We start from the raw sequence: 19,186 nt of genomic DNA, 5'->3' as shown, positions 1-19,186 counted from the left end.
CGGAATGACGAGCTAAAAAGCGCGCTTCCGTTTACCCCCGCTTCTCACCCACATCCACTACCTTCCCCTGATGACCGATACCCGCGCTCTAGCCGCCCAAGCCCTTGCCGACGTCGCCTTGCGCGGCACTTCACTGCGCGACGCGATGGAGCGTCATGCGCCCAAGCTGGCCGACGGTCGCGATCGCGCGCTGCTGATGGCCTTGCTGAGCGATGGTGCACGTTGGTGGCTGCGTTTTGACCCCGTGCTCGATCGCCTGATGGAGAAGTCGTTGCGCCAGAAGGAGCCCGTGGTGCATGCACTGCTGGTACTGGGACTGGTGCAACTGGAAATCCTGCAGCTGCCGGCGTATGCCGCCGTGGCCGCTACGGTGCAAGCCACGCGAGCGCTGCAACGCCCGCGCATGGCAGGACTGGTGAATGCGGTGCTGCGTCGCTGGCAACGCGAACGCGAGGCGCTGCTGGCCGAACTCGACGCCAAGCCGCAGACGCGACACGCGCATCCGCTGTGGCTGGCCAAGACGCTGACACGCGACTGGCCGGAGCAAGCCGATGCGGTGATGGCGGCGAACAATGTTGAGCCGCCGCTGATGCTGCGCGTCAACCATCGCCGCAGTGAACGCGACTCGCTGATCGAGCGCCTGCGTACGGACGGCTATACGGCCGATGCCCATGCGTGGCTCGCTGACGGCATCGTGCTTCCGCACAGCACCGACGTGACCCGCCTGCCCGGTTTCGCCACCGGCGAGTTCGCAGTGCAGGATGGCGCCGCGCAGATTGCCGCCGATCTTGCTGACGTGCGCGACGGCCAGCGCGTGCTCGATGCCTGCGCCGCGCCTGGCGGCAAGGCCTGCCATTTGCTGGAGCGCGCGGATCTCTCGCTCACGGCGCTGGAATTCGACGCCAGGCGCACCCAGCGCATCAGCCAGAACCTGGAACGTCTCGGCCTCAAGGCCGATATCGTCGTCGGCGATGCAGGCGAGCCTGAAGGCTGGTGGGACGGCAAGCCGTTCGATCGCATCCTGATCGATGCGCCCTGTTCGGCTGCTGGCGTGCTGCGCCGGCGGCCCGATGTACGCCTGCATCGCCGCGACAGCGACATCGCCCCGCTCGTAGCCCAGCAGAAGCGCATCCTGACGGCCCTGTGGCCGCTGCTGGCGCCGGGCGGCCGGCTGGTCTACATCACCTGTTCCATGCTGCGCGCCGAGAACGACGCCGTGGTCGGCGCCTGGCTCCAGGGCCGGTCCGATGTGCGGGTCGTGGAGTTCTCCCTGCCAGTGGGACAGGCGGCGAGTGTGGGCTGGCAGGTTCTGCCCGGGGATGGCGACCTGGACGGCATGTACTATGCCGTCCTCGAGAAGGCCTGAAGGCGCCCGCAGGCGCCGCCGCTAAGCCAGGAACCAGGCCAAGGCCGTTAAGCTCGGGCCACGGCATTAAGCTATGAGTTTGCGACGCGGCCCGCCGCAGCCCCGGAATCCACGCATGTCTGTCTTTTCTCAAGCCACTCCCCTGGAACGCCGCCGATTCTGGCTGTTGCTGCTGATTGCCCTGGTGGTGATCGGCGCCGGCATGGGCCTGCGTGATCCCTGGCCGTCGGACGAACCGCGCTTTGCGCTGGCTGCCAAGCACATGGTGGAGAGCGGCGACTGGCTGTTCCCACATCGCGGCAGCGAACTGTATTCGGACAAGCCGCCGATGCTGTTCTGGCTGGAAGCTGCCAGCTATACGGTGATCCGCAGCTGGCGCATCGCCTTCCTGCTGCCTTCGCTGCTGGCGGCACTGGGTTGCCTGGCGCTGGTCTATGACCTCGGCCGCCGCCTGTGGAATCGCCAGGTCGGCTTGTATGCCGCTTCGGCCCTGCTCATCACGTTCCAGTTCGTCTACCAGACCAAACGGGCGCAGATCGATCCACTGGTGATGTTTTACATCACGGCGGCGAACTGGGGCCTGCTGGTGCATATGCTGAAAGGGCCTAACTGGCGCGCGTTCTGGTTCGGCTGTTTCTGCGCGGGGCTGGGCGTGATCACCAAGGGCGTTGGCGTGCTCGCGCTCTTCATGTTTGTGCCGTATCTGGTGGCCGCGTTTGGCCAGTGGAATGGCGTGTCGCGCATGGGTGAGGGCGCCTGGTGGCGCTGGGCATTGGGTCTGGTTGCGCTGTTGCTGGCGATGGCATTGTGGCTGGTGCCGATGCTGTTGGGCGCGAAAGCGCACGCGGGCGATCCGGCCTATGCCGCTTACATCAACGACATCCTGTTCCACCAGACTGCCGGCCGTTACAGCAAGTCCTGGGATCACCACCACAACGCGCTGTACTACGTGCCCATCGTGCTGTTCACCTGGCTGCCGCTGTCGCTGACCTATCCGGGCACGCTGCCGCGCTGGTGGCAGTCGCTCAAGGCCAGGGACGCGCGCATCCTGTTGCCGCTGGGCTGGATCGTGCTGCTGCTGGTGTTCTTCTCGATTCCCAAGGGCAAGCGCGACGTCTACATCATGCCGGCGCTGCCGATGCTGGCGCTGGTCAGTGCGCCGTATCTGGACGAGCTGCTGCAGAAGCGCTGGCTGCGTGCGGCTGGGCTCGTCTTCATCGGCATCATGGGCGCCGCCATGCTCGGCGTGGGCGCCACGGCGCTGGTGGCGCATCCGAAGTTTGCGAGCGAGTTCGCTACGGCGCGCGGTCTTGATGATGGCGGCCATGCGCTGTGGTGGATGTTCGTCACCATCGGCGCCGTGCAACTGCTGCTGATCGCCACGCTGCGCATGCGTCGCGCCGTCGCCGCCGTCGCTGGCGGGATGGCGGCCATGTGGCTGGTGTGGAGCTTGTGGGCTTACCCCATCCTCAACGATTCCAGCTCGGCTGCCGGGCTGATGCAGGACGTGCGCGAGCGCCTGCCGGCGGGCGACCAGATCGGCATGGTGGCGTGGAAGGAACAGAACCTGCTGATGTTCAATCATCCCGCTACGGATTTCGGTTTTACGCGACCGTGGCATGAGCAGTACAGCGCTGCGGTGAAATGGCAGGCTGCCGATCCCGAGCATCGCTGGTTGTTTGCGCTGGATGGGGTGATGGCTCAGTGCGTGGATCGCAGCAAGGCGGTGAGCCTGGGGCATGCGAATCGGCGTGAGTGGTGGATGTTCAAGGCTGATGCCGTGGTGCCGGGGTGCATGCCTAGTGAGGATGTGGATCGGGTGCCGGCGGCGGCGCTGGAGGAGTGAGGGGGTTGGGTGGGTGGTGGTGGCTTCGCCCACTTGGATGCGCGCTTTTGATCGTCATCCAGGCGGAGGCCGGAGGCGCTCTTTAATAGCCGAAGGGCTGGTCTTCCAGAGCCTTGGTCTCCGTTGTCGCCACGAGGCCAGCGTGCCGCCTACGCGGCGGGCGTTTCGATCGGCTGCCGCCGACCGAGTCACTTTTCTCTTGCTGGCCCAAAAGATCCCACGGGACTAGCTTCGCGTCGAAAGTAACCCAAAGAGAATGGCCTGATAACGCCCGCAGCATCGTGTTGGGATAAGCCCGAACGCTTGAGGTGCGTCGTTGTGGGACAACCTCCGAGGGTACACAGCGGGTAGTTCAAAGCGCTGCGCAACGCGCCCGAATCGCTGAGGACTTAAGGCGGGGCCTCGCTGCGCATCGGCCTTGGGTCGCCTCCTTCCGTTTGCCCCGCCTGCTTGTCTGTGGGAGCGCACCCTGTGCGCGACAGCCACGCTGGGTGTATCGCTACGTAGGCTTGTCGCGCACAGGGTGCGCTCCCACAAAGAGCTGATCGGCACCGGGCTGCATGTCCCCTTGTAGGAGCGCACTTGTGCGCGACCGCAGCGCATGGGTGAACCGCTCCGTTAGATGGTCGCGCACAAGTGCGCTCCTACAGTTGCGTTGTGGCCAGGTTGTCGGCGCGATAGAAATGCGATGCACCTCACTTCGCCCTGTTCGTCCCGGCGATCAGGTCCGACGCATGTCCAGCAGATCCTGGTAAACCTGCTCCGTTCGACCCACAAACAGCGGCAGCCCAAACTCCTGCTCCGCATGCTGGCGCGCCGCTGCGCCCATCGCAGGCAGGGTGTCGCGTTGTTCGAGCAATCGCTGCACGGCGGCTGCAAGGGCGGCGCGATCACGCACCGGTACCAGCCAGCCGTCCTTTCCTTCGTGGATATTCTCTGGCAGCCCGGCATAGCGGGTGAGCAGCACCGGTTTGCCCATCGCCATCATTTCGCGGCAGGCGAAGGAGATGGTTTCCACGTCGTAGGACAACACGAAGCCCGCGTCGAGCGAGGCCACCATGGGGCGGGCGTCGGTCAACACGCCGGTGAAATGCACCTGATCGGACACACCAAGCGCGGCGACTCGCTCCAGTTCTGCCGTCTTGGGCGGCACGCCGGCAATCACCACGCGCAGTCGGCGGCGAATCTCCTCCGGCAGCATCGGCAATGCTTCCATGAGGTCCATCCAGCCTTTGTAACTCGCCGTTCCTGCGTTGCTACCGAGCACCAACACGCTTTCATCGCCACCTGTCCAATGTGCACGCTCAGCCCTGGCTTGGTCGATCGGCCACGGAGACCAACGCTCGATATCCACGCCGTTGTAGACCGTTTCCAACTTGCAGCGGCGATAGGCGGTCTGCAGCAATTCGCGACGCGTGTACTCGCACACGGCGATGACCATATCCGTGTGCCGTGCGCGCAGCGCGGCGCCCAGGCCACGGACCGGTTTGGAGTTGTGCTTGGTCCACACCAAGGCGGGACGCTTGGTCGGCATGGCCGAAAGCACCAGGCGATGATCGGCGGAGCCGTTGACGTGGATCAGATCAAACGCCTGCTCACGCAGATACGAGGCCAGTTGCGCTCGCGCGCGACGCCGGGCTTTCCATTTGTTCAAGCCGTTCGGAAACGGCTGGTCCAGCACGAACACGCCGGGCAAGGCGCGCGCCTCGCGATTGAGGCGGCTGTCTGGCGGCGCCGCCACATGTACCTCGTGCCGCGATGCCAGCGCCGCGGCAAGTTCGCGGATGTAGGTGGTGTGGCCGCCGCCGTCGCCGTGATGAAAATTCGTATAGAGCAGTTTCATCCCGCGTGATCGCTTTCACCGAGCAGGTCGATGTGCTGGCTGATCCCGCGCTCGCACCAGGTGATCCCTTGCGTGCGCGTTTCGTGGAAAAGCACGTTGTTGGGCAAGCTCATGTCGTCGACGTCCGGCGGGGAACGCGAGTTGTGCCACAGGTGCACGGCGAGCGCTGCCCATTTGAGCGCGCGCCGCTTGAGGCCGGTATTTTCCAGGCGTGCCGCCAGCTCACGGTCTTCCGCGCCGTAGCCTTCCATGCGCTCGTCGAAGCCATTGACCTTCAACAGATCGTCGCGCCAGAAACTCATGTTGCAGCTCATCACTCGCCCACCGTTGCGCGAGCGGGACTTCCATCGCGCCAGCCACGGTGCACGGAACGCGTAGAGCCGCTTTGTGCCATCGAACTCGTCGAAATGGGCGGTCGACCACGGCGCGAAAACGGGCGGCTTGCCTTGGAGCAGTCGCTGCGATTCCTCAGCCGTGGCCTTGATGCGCCCGCCTTGCAGGAAGTATCCACGCTCGGCCAGCATCAGATGATCAGCGATGAAGTGCGGCTCGATCAGCATGTCGCCGTCGAGCAGGATCACATAATCGCCCCGACTGGCGGCAATGCCGCGATTTCGCGCACGCGCCGCCCGAAACCCATGGTCTTCCTGCCACAGGTGGCGCAGCGGCACCGGGAACGTCGCCGCCATGCGCTTGACCAAGGCAGCGGTCTGTTCGCTCGAGCCATCATCGGCCACGATGACTTCGCAAGGCAGCTGGGTCTGGCGGGCCAGGCCTTCGAGCATGCGCTCAAGCGCCTGTGGCCAGTTGTAAGTCAGCAGGATCACGCTGACCTTGAGCTCCAGCCCGGCGCTCATATGCCAGCGGCCCCGCGAAACATCACGCGCCCGCCTTGCCGCTGTTGCGACGGCCGTGCCGGAGGATGGATACCGTGCGCTCCACCCGCTTGAGCCAGCCCGCCGTGCCGCGCCGGAACGCAATGCCGGCATAGCGCCAGGCCTCATCCATGCCTGCCGCCGGCTTGCTGCGGAACTCGGCCTTGGCCAGGTCCAGCGTATGGACGTCCATATGCATGCGCTCGGCGTAGTGATTGATCAGCGTGCGCGAGCGGAACAGGTTGGCGAACTGGTTCTCGCGATCGCGTGCGTGCCACCAGCCGTTGGCGCCATGGACGCGGTAATGGACCATGCCCGTGGGCAGGTAATACTTGTGCGCACCCAGCACGCTGGTGCCGAACACCAGGCAGTTATCGGCCGAAATGCGCCACGTCGTGAGAAACGTATGCGGCAGATCCAGCACCCGCTGCGCCCACATGCGCCGCATCGACAAGGCCGATGTGGCAGCGCCGTACCAGTAGGCCGTCACCCAGGTGCTGATGGCGGTATAGCCCAGATCGGTCGCGCGATCCGCGTAGCCGACGATGCCCTGCTCATTGCCGAACAAGTTGACATCGGTGAACACGAAATCGATATCCCGGCGACTGTCGTACACCTCGCCGATGCGCGCCAGGTAATCCTTGTCCCAATGATCATCGGCATCAAGAAAACACACGATGTCGCCAGTGACGCCCTCCATGCCTTTGACGAACGCCGACAGCTGACCGCCATTGCTCACGCAGCGCAGCGTCACGCGCTCGTCGTTGCCGTAGCGCTCGGCCAGCCAGGCGGCCGAACCATCGGTGGAGCCATCGTCCATCACGATGACCTGGGCGGCGGCGCGCGTCTGCGCGAGCACGCTGTCGATCGCCTCGCCGACGTAGTCGCGGTAGTTGTAGTTGGTGATGATGACGCTGAAGGTCAGAGCCTTCATGCAGCCACCTCTCCCTTCAGCAGCTGACGGAAGTAGGCAATGGTTTCGCGCAGGCCATCGTCCAGGCTCACGCGCGGCTCCCAGCCAAGTTTTTCCTTGGCCAGGGCGATGTCCGGCTGGCGCTGGCGCGGATCGTCCGAAGGCAGCGGGCGGAACACCAGCCTGGATTTGCCGCCGACCAGCGCAATCACACGCTCGGCCAGTTGCAGCATGGTGTGCTCGACCGGGTTGCCGATGTTCACCGGGCCGACGAAGCCGGCCTCGCTGTTCATCATGCGGGTGATCACTTCGATCAGGTCGTCGACATAGCAGAAGCTGCGCGTCTGGCTGCCATCGCCATAGATGGTGATGTCCTCGCCGCGCAGCGCCTGCACGATGAAGTTGCTGACCACGCGACCGTCGTTCGGATGCATGCGCGGGCCGTAGGTGTTGAAGATGCGTACCACCTTGATGTCCAGGTTGTGCTGGCGGTGGTAGTCGAAGAACAGCGTTTCGGCGCAGCGCTTGCCTTCGTCATAGCAGCTGCGGAAGCCGATGGGATTGACGCGGCCCCAATAGTCCTCGCGCTGCGGATGGACTTCCGGATCGCCATACACTTCGCTGGTCGAGGCCTGCAGGATGCGCGCGCCGGTGCGCTTGGCCAGGCCGAGCATATTGATCGCGCCGTGCACGCTGGTCTTGGTGGTCTGCACCGGATCGTGCTGGTAATGCACCGGCGAGGCAGGGCAGGCGAAATTGAAAATGCGGTCCACTTCCACGTAGAGCGGGAAGGTCACGTCGTGCCGCATCATCTCGAAGTACGGGTGGTCGAGCAGGTGCGCGATGTTCTGCTTGCTGCCGGTAAAGAAGTTGTCCACGCACAGCACGTCATGGCCGTCGCGCAGCAACCGGTCGCACAGATGGGAGCCCAGGAAGCCCGCACCGCCGGTAACCAACACCTTGTTCATCGAGATCCCCGAATCCCCAACACGTCGGGGTACTTTAGTTTCAATGGATGGAAATTGCCGGCTTGGCCCGGTCACCCGCGAGCAGGCCCACGACCAGACCCATCGGCAGCCAGATCAGCAGCCATGCCGGCCGCGGGCTGTCGAGCATCTGCGGCATATCGAACTGGAGTACGACCGAGGCGTAAACCCAGATGGTCAGGACCAGCCGACCCTGCAGGGTGCCGCGATGGCGCCAGCCTTGCCAGCCGAGCATGAGCCACATGGCGACGGTCAGCAGCAGGCCGGGCAGGCCCAGTTCCACCGTCACCTGGGTCAGCAGGTTGTGTGTATGCGTGTAGGCCGCACCGTTGACGATAAGGCTGATGGGGGCGCCCTGACCCAATCCCAGCAGAGGGTGCTGGGCGGCCAGATGCATCGCCTGCAGGGCCAGCTCCGGACGCAACGAGGTGCCACGCACGGTCAGCATGGTCGCTGGCCAGAGCAACATGATCGCCGCCAGTACGGCGATGGTCACCGCCACCCAGCGATGGACCCGGCCGGGCTGCCATAGCGGCATCAGCACGATGGCCAGCGCCAGGGCCAGCCACACGCTGCGCGTCTGGGTGAGCCCCACGAAGAGCAGCAGCACCGCCATCGCCGCATAGCGTGCGATCGACCAGCGACGGTCGTCGATATCGAGCTGGCTGAGCCAAAGCGCCACCACCCCCATCAGCGCCGCCGCGTAATTGGCGGTGGCGATCGTCCCCTCGCCGACGATACGGCCGTCTTCCATGGGAGCGCGCACAAAACTGATGCAGTAGTAGATCGCGCAAGCCCCGATGGCCAGGCCGGCGGCCAGCAGCAGATGGCGGATGCGCGACACGTCGTTGGCGGCATAGGCATGCCAGCCCAGCACGAATGCCAGCACGCTGATCAGGCGGCCGACCTCGTCCCCCGCATGGGGTATGTGGCCCCAGCTCAAGGAGAGCAGCGCCCAAGCCAGCAACGCCAGGAACACCCGGAACACCGGCAGCGGCCAAAGTTCGCGCCATACCCGCGCGCCCTGCGAGAAGGACAGCGCCAGGGCGGGCAGGTAGAGCAACACGATCAGGCTGGTCTGGTAGGGCTTGCCGGGATTGAACGACACGCCGGCCGGCATGATGACCATCCCCAGCATCATCCAGACGATGCCCACGCCAAGAATCGTGCGCGTAATGGCCCGGCTCTTCGGCTGAACGTCGGTTTTCAATGGGATCGCCCTGCTTCTCATACTGCCTGCTTGCCTGTTCGTTACTGCGGCCCGGGCGGACCCGAAACCGGTCTATTTTCGGCTTTGCTCCGCCCAAAGTCAGCAGAATAGTGCACGGTTCCAGCTGAAACTGAGCCGACCGCGACCCTGTCGGCTAACGCCGACCGGGGCCTCCCGGAGGACCAAGCCTGCCGGCGAATACCGGTAGAATTCACTTTATGCCTACCTTTTCCCTCACCCTCGTGGTCATGACGTACAACGAGGCGAAGCATATTGGCCGCTGTCTGGATAGCGTGCCCTTCGCCAGTGAAAAACTTGTGGTCGACAGCGGGAGTACCGATGACACGGTAGCCATCGCGCAGGCCCACGGCGCACGGGTGGTGCACCAGCCGTGGCTGGGCTTCGGGCCGCAGCGCAATTTCGCTACGACGCAGTGCAGCAATGACTGGGTGCTGGCGCTCGACGCCGACGAGTACCTCTCGCCCGAACTGGCGGCCGAACTGGAGCAGCGGCTGCCCAAGCTGATGGCCAGCAATCTTTGCGCGGCCTACCTGCGTCGCTCCACCATCTTCATGGGCGAGCGCATGCGCTGGTACCTGCCGGGCCGTGGCGAGAAAATGGCCCGCCTGTACCACCGCGACCGCGCGCGCTGGGCCGATGTGCGCGTGCACGAGTCGCTGCGTTTCGATGGACCTTCCGTGCTGCTGAAAGAAGTGTTCAACCACGAGAACAACCCGAGCCTGCCCGAGAAACAGATCAAGGTGCTGCGCTACGCCGAACTCAAATGCCGTGACTGGCTGCAGAAGAACAAGCCGGTGCGCATGTGGCAGACGCCCTTCGTGTATCTGCTGGCCTTCGTGAAGGATTACTTCCTGCGGCTGGCCTTCCTCGATGGCTGGCGTGGCTTTGTGATCGCGCAGACAGGCGCCTCGTATGCCGCTTACAAACGCATGCGTTACTACGAGATGCGCCGCAATCCCGCGTCGCTGCAGACGGCCACCGACGCCCTGATCCGCCATGGCATCGATCGATGAGTAAAGACCCCGCTCTGAGAGAGCATTACTTGCTGTATGGCTCCGAGCGCTATGCGCTGGCCATCCTGCGTCCGATCCAGGACGCGATCCGCGCCCGCGGCGACGAGGCCGCCTGGTTCTTCGACGGTCCCGGCGCCGAAGACCTGGTGGAAGGCGAGCGCGCGCTGACGGTGGAAGAAGTGCGCGCGTGGAAGCCGCGAGCCGTGATCACCTCCAGCAATGCGGTGCCGCATTTCTTTCCCGGCGTGAAGGTGGAAACCTTCCACGGCTTCGATGCGGGCAAGCCGCGACATATCTATATCCGCGGCTTCTTCGATCTGTACTGCACCACCGGTCCGCGCGACACGGCGCAGTTCCAGGCCATCGCCGATCGCGTCGGCCACTTCAGCGTGGTGGAGACCGGCTTTCCCAAGCTGGACCCCTTCATGCGCGAAATCACCGGACCGATCCCGCCGGTGCGCCAGCCGCCGGTGATCCTGTACCACTCCACCTTCTCGCCGTCCTGGAGCGCCGCCGAAACGCTGTATGAGGAAGTCAAACGCCTCTCGCGCGACGGGCGCTGGCGCTGGATCGTGACCTTCCATCCGAAGATGGATCCGGCCACGGTGGCCAAGTACAAGGCGCTGCAGAACGAGCACCTGACGTTCGCCGAGAACGACAACATCCTCGAGCTGTTTCCGCAGGTGGACATGATGTGCTCGGACACCTCCTCCGCACTCAATGAATTCCTGCTCACCGGCAAGCCCGTGGTGACCTTCAAGAACCGCCGGCCGGGTCCGCAGCTGATCGATATCGACCAGGTGTCGCAGTTCGAGCCGGCGATCGAGCGCGCGCTGTCGCGACCGGCCGAGCTGATGCAGGCCATCCATGAGTACGGCGAGGCCATCCATCCGTATCGCGATGGCCACTCGGCCGAGCGCATCCTCAAAGCGATTGACGGCTTCATTGCCGCCGGCGGCCGCAACCGTCGCCCTAAGCCTCGGAATTTCTGGCGAAAACTGAAAATCCGCCGGCGCATCGGCTATTGGGGACCGGCCCGCTACTGAGCCCAGCCCCGGCCGCGCGGCGGCCGGGTCAGCGTGGAGCAGGGGCAGCTCGGGCTAGAATTGTTTCAATCCCATAAAGAAGACTGCCCGTGGCATCCAGCAGCTATAGCCGCTCAGAACACCTGCGCTCCCTCTGGCCATGGCTGCCGCTGTGGACCCTGGCCGCGTTGTTGGCGATCTTCTCGCACGGCCCGATGCCGCTGTATTCCACCCGCACGCTCGCGGTGGCCTGGGAGATGTGGATTCACCACGACTGGCTGGTGCCGCACATCAATGGCTCGCCCTACAGCGAGAAGGTGCCGCTGCTGTTCTGGATGATCCACGCCGGCTGGCTGGTGACCGGCGTCAACGACATCTGGCCGCGCGTGCTTGAGGTGATCTTTGGCGGCACCCAGCTGGTGCTGGTGTCGGTGCTGGCGCAGCGCCTGTTTCCGAACCGCCCGTGGGTGGCCAAGGGCGCGCCGTGGATCCTGCTGGCGCTCGGTTATGCGTTCCTGTTCGGCCTGCAGATCATGTACGAGGTGCTGCTGGCGGTCTGGGTGCTGGCTGCGCTGCTTTGCCTGACGCCCAAGCGGGACCGCGCGGAGCCGCGCTGGCTGCTGTTTGGCCTGTGCGTGGGTGCGGGCCTGCTCACCAAGGGCCCGGTGATGTTTCTGCACGTGGCCTTCCCCTTCCTGCTCGGCCCGCTGTGGAGCGACTGGGCTCGCGACAACCGCATGCGCTGGTACGGCCGCGGCGTGCTGGCGCTGCTGCTGGGCGGTGCGATGCTATTGGCCTGGGCGCTGCCTGCCGGCTTCGCGGGCGGTGAGGCTTACCGCCAACGCCTGTTCTTCACCCAGACCGCCGGCCGCGTGGTGAACGCGTTCGATCACGCACGCCCGTTCTGGTGGTACGTGCCGATGATCCCGGCGCTGCTGTTCCCGTTCAGCGGATGGCCGCGCGCCTGGGTGGCGCTCGCCACGCTGCGCCGCCCGCTCGATAGCGGCCTGCGTTTTGCGCTGTGCTGGCTGGTGCCGGTGATCGTGGTGTTCTCCTTCATCAGCGGCAAGCAGCTGTATTACCCGCTGCCGGAATTCGCTGGCGCGGCCCTGCTCGTGGCCGGCGCCATCGCGGCCCTGCGCGATCAGCGTCCGAAGCTGGCCGACAACCCCTGGCTGGGTACCTGGCCGCTGGGCGTGGGCGGCATCCTGTTCGGCATCTTCCTGTTCGTGTTGCCGGTGCTGGTCTCGCACAACGACCTGCATGGCGAATGGTTCGACACGACCCAGCGCTACAGCCGCTTCTTCAGCGTGGTGTTTGTGCTGCTGGGCGTGCTGCTGTTGTTGCGCGGTCGCGGCGAGCTGCGGCGCCTGGCGTTTGCCGGCCTGGTCGGCACGCTGGCGCTCAATACGCTGTTCACCCTCACCATGTGGCAGAACTTCGACCTGCGGCCGTCGGCCCAGTTGCTCGGCGCGGCCGATGCGCAGAACCAGGCCCTGGGCTTGCTGGGCAATTACGAAGGCCAGTTCCATTTCGCCGGCCGCCTGACCCACAGCATCGAGCGCCTGTACGAAGGCAAGTCCCTGCAGACGTTCGCGCAGGAACACCCCGATGGGCTGATCGTGGAGCATCCGGACAAGCTCACCAACGATGCGCTGCGCTATGCGCTGCTGGTGCAGCCGTTCCGCTCCGGCTGGGTGGTGATCTGGCCGGCCAAATCGCTGGCCGAACTACGCGCCGGCCGCGTGCCGCCTGAGCCACCGCACCCGACCCGGGTCTACCAGGTCGACCCGTGGCGCTCCCGCGCCCTGCAATGAACGACGCTCTGATCGCCAACCTGCGCGCGCAGTGCGGCGGTCCGCGCGATGGCGCCTTGCTGCGCTTTTCGCTGGGAAATGCGCTGCTTGCGGCGGGCGATGCCGCGGGGGCGATTCCGGAATTTCGCCAGGCCTTGGCCTTTGACGCCCGCTATTCCGCCGCGTGGAAACTGCTGGGCAAGGCGTGTCTGGCCATGGATGACCAAGCCGGCGCCGCCGACGCGTGGCGCCAGGGCATCAGCGTCGCCCTGGCGCGCGGCGACAAGCAGGCCGAGAAGGAAATGACAGTGTTTTTGCGGCGGCTGGAAAAGCAGGGCTGAGCAACCGCCCGCATCTGCCGTGCGGCGAGATATTTGTGGGAGCGCACCCTGTGCGCGACAAGCCTGCGGAGCGGTAACGACCAGGCGCCCATGTCGCGCACAGGGTGCGCTCCCACAGGTGGGATGCCGCGCAAGTGATTCAGTCGTACGGGCTTTTCCAGGTGTCCGCCGAGAAACGCTTGTACTGCCACTGGTACTGCGAGAAGGCCAGCTCCGCGCACTGTTCCACGCCTTGATTTAGCGCCCGGCAACCGATCGCGAGGTCCGCATCGGCCAGACCTTCCGGCGCCGGCAGCAGATGGATGCGAAAACCTTCGCCCTTGGGCAAGCGCTCGGCAAAGGCGAACAGCACGGTCGCACCGGTGCGCGCGGCCAGCCGCGGCAACAACACCATGGTCAGCGCATCCTGGCCGAAGAACGGCGCCACTTCGCCTTCGCCGGCACGCGGCTTCTGGTCCGGCAGGATGCCCACCGTGCCACCGGCAGCCAGTCGCTTGTACAAGGTGCGCACGCCGGCGCCTTCGGCACGCACCTGCTCCGGCGCCAGCGCGCCGCGCACCTTGCGCAGCAGGCCTTCGATCGCGGCAATGCGCGGCGGGCGATACAGGATCGCCATCGGCGTCTTGCGGCACAGCCAATAGTTGAGCAACTCCCAGCAACCCAGGTGCGGCGCCGCGATGATCACGCCCTTGCCCGACGCCAGCGCGGCATCGAACAGCGCCTCGCCACGGACCTCGCGCACCAGGTCGAGCGCACGCTCGGCATCGTTGCCCCAGATCCAGGTGATCTCGGTGGCGGAGCGGCCGGCGTCCTCCATCACTTCGCGCAGCAAGGCGGCATGCGCGCGCTTGTCCAGGCCGGGCCGGGTCAGCTGCAAGTTCACCGAGGTGTTGTGCGCGGTGCGCGTGTGCAGGGCCAGCGAGAGGCGGCCGATGGCGGCGCCCAGGGCATGCAGCGTGCGCAGCGGCAGCCGTCCAAACAGGCGCAGGAGGAGATAGAGGAGGGTGATGTCGAATCGCATGAGCGACGCAGTGTAACCGCCCGCGTCGCCGGTTCACGGGTCAACGACATGCGGCCCGGTTACGTTCTTCGCCCCAGGGCATGCTCTACAACTTTCGCAGGCTATGCGTCGGCGATAGTCAGGCCCTAAGCTTCCGCCGTCTCCGGCCGTTACCACTTTCGATGATCGCCCTGATCCAGCGTGTCCTGTCAGCCCGTGTCGATGTCGAAAACACCACCGTCGGAGCCATTGGCCCCGGCCTGCTTGCGCTGGTCGCCGTGCAGCCCGGCGACGACGAACCGCGCACCAGGCGCATGCTCGAACGCCTGCTGGGTTACCGCGTATTTGCCGACGAGCAGGGCCGCATGAACCGCTCCCTGGCCGACACCGGCGGCGAGCTGCTGCTGGTCAGCCAGTTCACCCTGGCCGCCGACACCCGTTCGGGCATGCGCCCCAGCTTCACCAGCGCGGCGACGCCCGAGGAGGGCCGCCGCTGGTTCGACCGGCTGGTGGAACTGGCCCGCGGAACGCACCCCAGGGTGGAAATCGGGCAGTTCGGCGCCCATATGAAGGTACATCTGGTCAACGACGGCCCAGTCACCTTCTGGCTGGAGACCCCATGACGCCTGCACCCCGGCGATCTCGACCAAAGACGAAAAAATCCTCGGAAGATGCCGATTTGGCGCGATTTTTGCGTGTCGGCGCTACCGATTTTCTTCCTTGAAAACTGGTCAAAAAAGCATCACATGGGTATACTGATCGGTTCCTGCATACGCGGCGGTAGGTATGAATAGCAAAGCTCCCGAGCAACAGTCTGAAATCAAGGCGCTCATCTCCAAGGGTCTGGAGCAGGGCTACCTGACCTACGCCGAGATCAACGACCACCTGCCCGACGACATTGTCGATCCGGAGCAGATCGAAGACATCATGGCGGTGCTCAAGGGCGTCGGCATTGAAGTGCACGATGCCGCTCCCGATTCCGATCCGCTCTCGGACAACGCGCCCGGCGCGTCCACCGACGACGAAGCTGCCGCCGAAGAAGCGGTCGCGTTGCTGTCGGCGGTCGATTCCGAAGTGGGCCGCACCACCGACCCGGTGCGCATGTACATGCGCGAGATGGGTACGGTCGAGCTGCTGACCCGCGAGGGCGAAATCGCCATCGCCAAGCGCATCGAGGAAGGCCTGGGCCAGGTGCAGACCGCGCTTGCCAGCTTCCCGCTGACCATCGAGCTGCTGCTCGAGGAATACGACCAGCATCTGGACGGCAAGCGCCGCCTGAGCGAAATCCTGGCCGGCTTCGCCGACCTTGAAGAAGCCGCCGACGCGGCCCAGGCTGCTGCCGCCGACGCCGAGGTTGAAGAAGCCGACGCGGACGCCGAAGACGAAGAAGAAGAAGGCGCGGCCGAAGAAGAAGAAGCCGGCCCGACTGGTCCGGACCCGGAAGAGGTCAAGCGCCGCATGGAGTTGCTGCGCGACTACTACGGCAAGTTCCAGAAGGCGGCCCCCAAGGCCACCGACATCAACGACAAGAAGGTCACCAAGCTGCGCGACCAGATGGCTGAGGAATTCCTCAAGCTCAAGCTGCCGTCCGCGCTGATCGACAGCTTCGTGCGCAAGCTGCGCGAAGTGGTGAACGATATCCGTCACCACGAGCGCGTGCTGATGGAGATCTTCGTCAAGCACGTGAAGATGCCCAAGGCCGAGTTCCTCAAGACGTTCCCCAGCAACGAGGGCAACCTCGAGTGGGCGAACGAGCTGGGCCGCAAGCGCCAGAAGTGGTCGCCGAACATCAAGACCTACAAGGAAGCGATCGACGGCGAGCAGGAAAAGCTCGGCGCGATCGAGCACAAGCTGTTCCTGCCGCTGACCGACATCAAGGAAATCAACCGCACGATGTCGATCGGCGAGGCCAAGGCACGCCGCGCCAAGAAGGAAATGGTCGAGGCCAACCTGCGCCTGGTCATCTCCATCGCCAAGAAGTACACCAACCGCGGCCTGCAGTTCCTGGACCTGATCCAGGAAGGCAACATCGGCCTGATGAAGGCGGTGGACAAGTTCGAATACCGCCGCGGCTACAAGTTCTCCACGTACGCCACGTGGTGGATCCGCCAGGCCATCACCCGCTCGATCGCCGACCAGGCCCGCACCATCCGTATCCCGGTGCACATGATCGAGACGATCAACAAGTTGAACCGCATTTCCCGCCAGATGCTGCAGCAGTTCGGCCGCGAGCCGACGCCCGAAGAGCTGGCCAAGGAAATGGACATGCCTGAGGACAAGATCCGCAAGGTGCTGAAGATCGCGAAGGAACCGATCTCGATGGAAACCCCGATCGGCGACGACGAGGATTCCCATCTTGGCGATTTCATCGAGGACACCAACGCGTCCTCGCCGATCGAGTCAGCCACCGAAACGGGCCTGATGGAAACCGTGCGCGACGTGCTCGCCGGCCTTACGCCGCGCGAAGCCAAGGTACTGCGCATGCGCTTCGGCATCGACATGAACACGGATCACACGCTGGAAGAAGTCGGCAAGCAGTTCGACGTCACGCGTGAACGCATCCGCCAGATCGAGGCCAAGGCACTGCGCAAGCTGCGTCACCCGAGCCGCTCGGAACAGCTGCGCTCGTTCCTCGACATCGACTAAGCACACGCTGGTGCATTTGCAGAGAGCCCCGCGAAAGCGGGGCTTTTTGTTGGGGCCTCACGCGACCCGATGACCTGTGGGAGCGCACCCTGTGCGCGACAGCCGGCGAAGCCGGCATGGCCTCGCCGCAAGATCCCATTGCACGGTAAGCCGATAGACCGCGTCGCGCACAGGGTGCGCTCCCACAGGGGGCACGGTCGACTTCACCCACCCGCATCGTAAAAAAACTGCTCCTGCACGATCTTGTCGTCCTTCACGTGATAGACGCAGATCTCCTGCATGTTGACGCGGCCGTATTCCTTCATGGTCACATCCAGCGTCATCACGACGCTGAACCAGTTGCCGGCGATCAGCGGCTCGCTGACTTGTACGCCGTGCATCTCGGTGACACCCGCCTGGAAGCGCTTGCCCTTCTCGAGGATGGCGTCCAGGCCTTTGACGTTGCCGAGCGGGCCCTGCGCCATGCCCTCCGGCTCGATGCTCACGGCGTCCTTGGCATAAAGCTCGTGCTGCGCTTCCTCGAACTGGCCGTGGCGGCACATGGCCACCAGGCGCTTTGCTACGGATTCGGTACTCATCGTGGAACCTCCGGCTGGCGAGGCCCGCGAGCGTAACGCCGCCCGCGGTAGCCGGATGTGAAGGTGCGCCGTTCATGGCGCACCTTCACGCACACATCAATGCTTGCCGACGTTGTCGGTGTCGCCGATGAAGCGCGCCACGTTGTCGTGCAGCTGTTTGAGCGAATCCTCGTGGGCGTAGACCATGTGCCCCGACGGATACCACGCATAGGAGATGTTCTTCTCCAGGTTCGCCGGTATCGGCATGTGATGCATCTCGTAGTCGGCCGCGAAATAAGGCGTGGCCAGATCGTAGTAGCCGCCGTTGAGCGAAACGCGCAGGTTCGGATTGGTCTTCATCGCCGTGGCCAGATCAGGCATCACGTTGGTCGACTGCTGCAGCGATTCGGTCGAGCCCGGCGCCTTGTGCGAGAAGTCCCAGTTGTCGATGTTGGCGAACAAGCGATAGGTCTGGTTTTCGCCAAACTTGAGCTGGCGCCGCACGTAGTCGTTGAACGCCGCCACATAGGCCGAGCTGATCGCCGAGGACTGCGGATCGTAGTCGGACGACTTGCTCAGCGGGTCGATCGAGGGACCCGAGAAGCGGCTGTCCAGGCGGCCGGTGGTGATGTCGCCATCGGCCTGCAGCTCATGCTCGAACATGCCGCCGTCGACACGCAGGTTGGCCTTCATCAGGTAGGCAACCGGCAGGCCGGTGTACTGATGCAGCTTCTGCGCCACGGCCTGCTTGCGGCCCTGGTCCAGACGCGAGCCGGCCATCAGGGCTGAGGCGTAGTCGGTCATGGCGTACTGCTCCACTTCGCGCAGGAAGGGCTCCAGCGCGGCGGGCTGCTGCGGCAGCTTGTGGTGGTAGTACGCCGTGGCCGCGAAGGTCGGCAGGCCAACCACGTACGGCAGATCCACGCCCGGGTTGTTGGCCGGACCATCGATGCTGCTGTCGAAACTGAGGATCTGCGACAGCAGGATCACGCCGTTGAGGTCGACGCTGTTTTCATTTTCCAGAATATTGGCCACCACCGCCGAGCGCGTGGTGCCGTAGCTTTCGCCGAACAAGTACTTGGGCGAGTTCCAGCGGTTGTACTTGGACAGGAACTGGGTGATGAACTGCGCGAAGGCATGGCCGTCGCCATCGACGCTGTAGACCGTCTTCTTGCGGTCCTTCATCAACTCTTCGCGCTTGCCCTTGTCGGCGTCGTCGGCGATCAGGCGACTGAAGCCTGCGCCGGGCGCATCGATGAAGACCAGATCGGAGGCATCGAGCAAGCTGTAATCGTTGTTCACCAGGCCGTACGGCGCAGCCGGTGTATGCGCATCATCGCTGGTCACCACGCGCTTGGGCCCGAACGCGCCCATGTGCAGCCACACCGTGGCCGAACCCGGGCCGCCGTTGTAGACAAAGGTGATCGGCCGCTTGCCCGGCTCCGCGCCTTTCTTGAAGTACGCGGCGTAGAACATGCTGATCTGCGGCTCGCTCTCCTTGTCGCCGCTGCCATGCAACACCAACGTGCCCGCCACCGCCTTGTAGTCAATGCTCTTGCCCTCGACCTTCACCGTGCCCGAGGTCTCCGACGTCTGCGGTTTGAGCAGCACGGCATCGGGCTTGTCCTCCGGCTTGTCCTTGTTGTCTTTCTTGTCATCGGCATGAACCGCCGTACCGAGCAACAGCGTGGCCAGCGCCACGACGAGGGGAAGCTTGCGCATGAAAGTGAAACCTCTGAACGGACGCG

16 protein-coding genes are annotated in these 19,186 nt (G+C 64.6%); 8 read left to right on the top strand and 8 right to left on the bottom strand.

Annotated features, from left to right (window positions below):
- Positions 1–67: 67 nt before the first annotated feature.
- Positions 68–1,366, top strand: coding sequence for a 16S rRNA (cytosine(967)-C(5))-methyltransferase RsmB (rsmB, locus tag AB4Y82_RS05840; protein ID WP_441602136.1), 1,299 nt, complete (start codon positions 68–70; stop codon positions 1,364–1,366).
- Positions 1,367–1,481: 115 nt separating this feature from the next.
- Positions 1,482–3,212, top strand: coding sequence for an ArnT family glycosyltransferase (locus tag AB4Y82_RS05835; protein WP_441611157.1), 1,731 nt, complete (start codon positions 1,482–1,484; stop codon positions 3,210–3,212).
- Between the two features lie 721 nt (positions 3,213–3,933).
- On the opposite strand, the gene AB4Y82_RS05830 is transcribed toward AB4Y82_RS05835, so the two are convergent.
- The 5 genes from AB4Y82_RS05830 to AB4Y82_RS05810 are packed head-to-tail and all read right to left on the bottom strand — an operon-like array spanning position 3,934 to position 9,039.
- Positions 3,934–5,055, bottom strand: a complete 1,122-nt coding sequence (locus tag AB4Y82_RS05830; RefSeq protein ID WP_441601913.1) for a glycosyltransferase family 4 protein — start codon at positions 5,053–5,055, stop codon at positions 3,934–3,936.
- Positions 5,052–5,912 carry a glycosyltransferase family 2 protein gene (locus AB4Y82_RS05825; RefSeq protein WP_441601912.1) on the bottom strand — a complete coding sequence of 287 codons (861 nt, stop codon included), beginning with the start codon at positions 5,910–5,912 and terminating at the stop codon, positions 5,052–5,054. The genes AB4Y82_RS05830 and AB4Y82_RS05825 overlap by 4 nt, the downstream gene beginning before the upstream one ends.
- Positions 5,913–5,934: 22 nt before the next feature.
- The gene (locus AB4Y82_RS05820; RefSeq protein ID WP_441601911.1) at positions 5,935–6,864 is read right to left on the bottom strand and encodes a glycosyltransferase family 2 protein; all 930 of its coding nucleotides are present in this window, start codon (positions 6,862–6,864) and stop codon (positions 5,935–5,937) included.
- Positions 6,861–7,811 (bottom strand): UDP-glucuronic acid decarboxylase family protein, encoded by a 951-nt coding sequence (locus AB4Y82_RS05815; RefSeq protein WP_441601910.1) that lies wholly within the window; start codon positions 7,809–7,811, stop codon positions 6,861–6,863. Before AB4Y82_RS05815 ends, AB4Y82_RS05820 begins: the two co-directional genes overlap by 4 nt.
- Before the next feature lie 40 nt (positions 7,812–7,851).
- Complete coding sequence (locus AB4Y82_RS05810; protein ID WP_441601909.1) at positions 7,852–9,039, bottom strand: O-antigen ligase family protein; 1,188 nt, start codon at positions 9,037–9,039, stop codon at positions 7,852–7,854.
- Positions 9,040–9,257: 218 nt separating this feature from the next.
- Here AB4Y82_RS05810 and AB4Y82_RS05805 point away from each other — a divergent pair, with 218 nt between their 5' ends.
- The 4 genes from AB4Y82_RS05805 to AB4Y82_RS05790 all read left to right on the top strand — a co-directional run bounded on the left by AB4Y82_RS05805 (position 9,258) and on the right by AB4Y82_RS05790 (position 13,235).
- Entirely contained in the window at positions 9,258–10,073 is an 816-nt protein-coding gene (locus tag AB4Y82_RS05805; RefSeq protein ID WP_441601908.1) for a glycosyltransferase family 2 protein, read from the top strand.
- Positions 10,070–11,119 (top strand): UDP-N-acetylglucosamine 2-epimerase, encoded by a 1,050-nt coding sequence (locus AB4Y82_RS05800; RefSeq protein ID WP_441601907.1) that lies wholly within the window; start codon positions 10,070–10,072, stop codon positions 11,117–11,119. Before AB4Y82_RS05805 ends, AB4Y82_RS05800 begins: the two co-directional genes overlap by 4 nt.
- 89 nt (positions 11,120–11,208) lie before the next feature.
- Positions 11,209–12,915 carry an ArnT family glycosyltransferase gene (locus AB4Y82_RS05795; protein WP_441601906.1) on the top strand — a complete coding sequence of 569 codons (1,707 nt, stop codon included), beginning with the start codon at positions 11,209–11,211 and terminating at the stop codon, positions 12,913–12,915.
- Positions 12,912–13,235 carry a hypothetical protein gene (locus tag AB4Y82_RS05790; RefSeq protein ID WP_441601905.1) on the top strand — a complete coding sequence of 108 codons (324 nt, stop codon included), beginning with the start codon at positions 12,912–12,914 and terminating at the stop codon, positions 13,233–13,235. The genes AB4Y82_RS05795 and AB4Y82_RS05790 overlap by 4 nt, the downstream gene beginning before the upstream one ends.
- Before the next feature lie 139 nt (positions 13,236–13,374).
- Here AB4Y82_RS05790 and AB4Y82_RS05785 read toward each other — a convergent pair whose 3' ends face one another.
- Entirely contained in the window at positions 13,375–14,256 is an 882-nt protein-coding gene (locus AB4Y82_RS05785) for an LpxL/LpxP family acyltransferase (RefSeq protein ID WP_441601904.1), read from the bottom strand.
- A 161-nt stretch (positions 14,257–14,417) separates the two neighbouring features.
- On the opposite strand from AB4Y82_RS05785, the gene dtd reads away from it, so the two are divergent.
- Together dtd and rpoD are read left to right on the top strand one after the other, a co-directional pair.
- The gene (dtd, locus tag AB4Y82_RS05780; RefSeq protein WP_441601903.1) at positions 14,418–14,858 is read left to right on the top strand and encodes a D-aminoacyl-tRNA deacylase; all 441 of its coding nucleotides are present in this window, start codon (positions 14,418–14,420) and stop codon (positions 14,856–14,858) included.
- A 163-nt stretch (positions 14,859–15,021) separates the two neighbouring features.
- Complete coding sequence (gene rpoD, locus AB4Y82_RS05775; RefSeq protein ID WP_441601902.1) at positions 15,022–16,881, top strand: RNA polymerase sigma factor RpoD; 1,860 nt, start codon at positions 15,022–15,024, stop codon at positions 16,879–16,881.
- A 203-nt stretch (positions 16,882–17,084) separates the two neighbouring features.
- On the opposite strand, the gene AB4Y82_RS05770 is transcribed toward rpoD, so the two are convergent.
- Positions 17,085–17,459 (bottom strand): SnoaL-like domain-containing protein, encoded by a 375-nt coding sequence (locus AB4Y82_RS05770; protein WP_441601901.1) that lies wholly within the window; start codon positions 17,457–17,459, stop codon positions 17,085–17,087.
- 96 nt (positions 17,460–17,555) lie between these two features.
- Positions 17,556–19,160, bottom strand: a complete 1,605-nt coding sequence (locus tag AB4Y82_RS05765) for a S10 family peptidase (RefSeq protein WP_441601900.1) — start codon at positions 19,158–19,160, stop codon at positions 17,556–17,558.
- Positions 19,161–19,186 lie beyond the last annotated feature (26 nt).

Source organism: Dyella sp. 2YAF14 (assembly GCF_052114725.1).
Classification (GTDB): domain Bacteria; phylum Pseudomonadota; class Gammaproteobacteria; order Xanthomonadales; family Rhodanobacteraceae; genus Dyella.
The sequence above is the reverse complement of the archived record's forward strand: the minus strand, read 5'-3'. Positions and strand labels throughout refer to the sequence as shown.

What these genes read in the sequence shown, in the direction of transcription:
- AB4Y82_RS05800 (WP_441601907.1), top strand. Translation starts at nt 10,070, where the DNA reads ATGAGTAAAGACCCCGCTCTGAGAGAGCATTACTTGCTGTATGGCTCC.
- AB4Y82_RS05785 (WP_441601904.1), bottom strand. Translation starts at nt 14,256, where the DNA reads ATGCGATTCGACATCACCCTCCTCTATCTCCTCCTGCGCCTGTTTGGA.
- AB4Y82_RS05790 (WP_441601905.1), top strand. Translation starts at nt 12,912, where the DNA reads ATGAACGACGCTCTGATCGCCAACCTGCGCGCGCAGTGCGGCGGTCCG.
- AB4Y82_RS05830 (WP_441601913.1), bottom strand. Translation starts at nt 5,055, where the DNA reads ATGAAACTGCTCTATACGAATTTTCATCACGGCGACGGCGGCGGCCAC.
- dtd (WP_441601903.1), top strand. Translation starts at nt 14,418, where the DNA reads ATGATCGCCCTGATCCAGCGTGTCCTGTCAGCCCGTGTCGATGTCGAA.
- AB4Y82_RS05765 (WP_441601900.1), bottom strand. Translation starts at nt 19,160, where the DNA reads ATGCGCAAGCTTCCCCTCGTCGTGGCGCTGGCCACGCTGTTGCTCGGT.
- AB4Y82_RS05835 (WP_441611157.1), top strand. Translation starts at nt 1,482, where the DNA reads ATGTCTGTCTTTTCTCAAGCCACTCCCCTGGAACGCCGCCGATTCTGG.
- rpoD (WP_441601902.1), top strand. Translation starts at nt 15,022, where the DNA reads ATGAATAGCAAAGCTCCCGAGCAACAGTCTGAAATCAAGGCGCTCATC.
- AB4Y82_RS05825 (WP_441601912.1), bottom strand. Translation starts at nt 5,912, where the DNA reads ATGAGCGCCGGGCTGGAGCTCAAGGTCAGCGTGATCCTGCTGACTTAC.
- AB4Y82_RS05815 (WP_441601910.1), bottom strand. Translation starts at nt 7,811, where the DNA reads ATGAACAAGGTGTTGGTTACCGGCGGTGCGGGCTTCCTGGGCTCCCAT.
- AB4Y82_RS05820 (WP_441601911.1), bottom strand. Translation starts at nt 6,864, where the DNA reads ATGAAGGCTCTGACCTTCAGCGTCATCATCACCAACTACAACTACCGC.
- AB4Y82_RS05770 (WP_441601901.1), bottom strand. Translation starts at nt 17,459, where the DNA reads ATGAGTACCGAATCCGTAGCAAAGCGCCTGGTGGCCATGTGCCGCCAC.
- AB4Y82_RS05805 (WP_441601908.1), top strand. Translation starts at nt 9,258, where the DNA reads ATGCCTACCTTTTCCCTCACCCTCGTGGTCATGACGTACAACGAGGCG.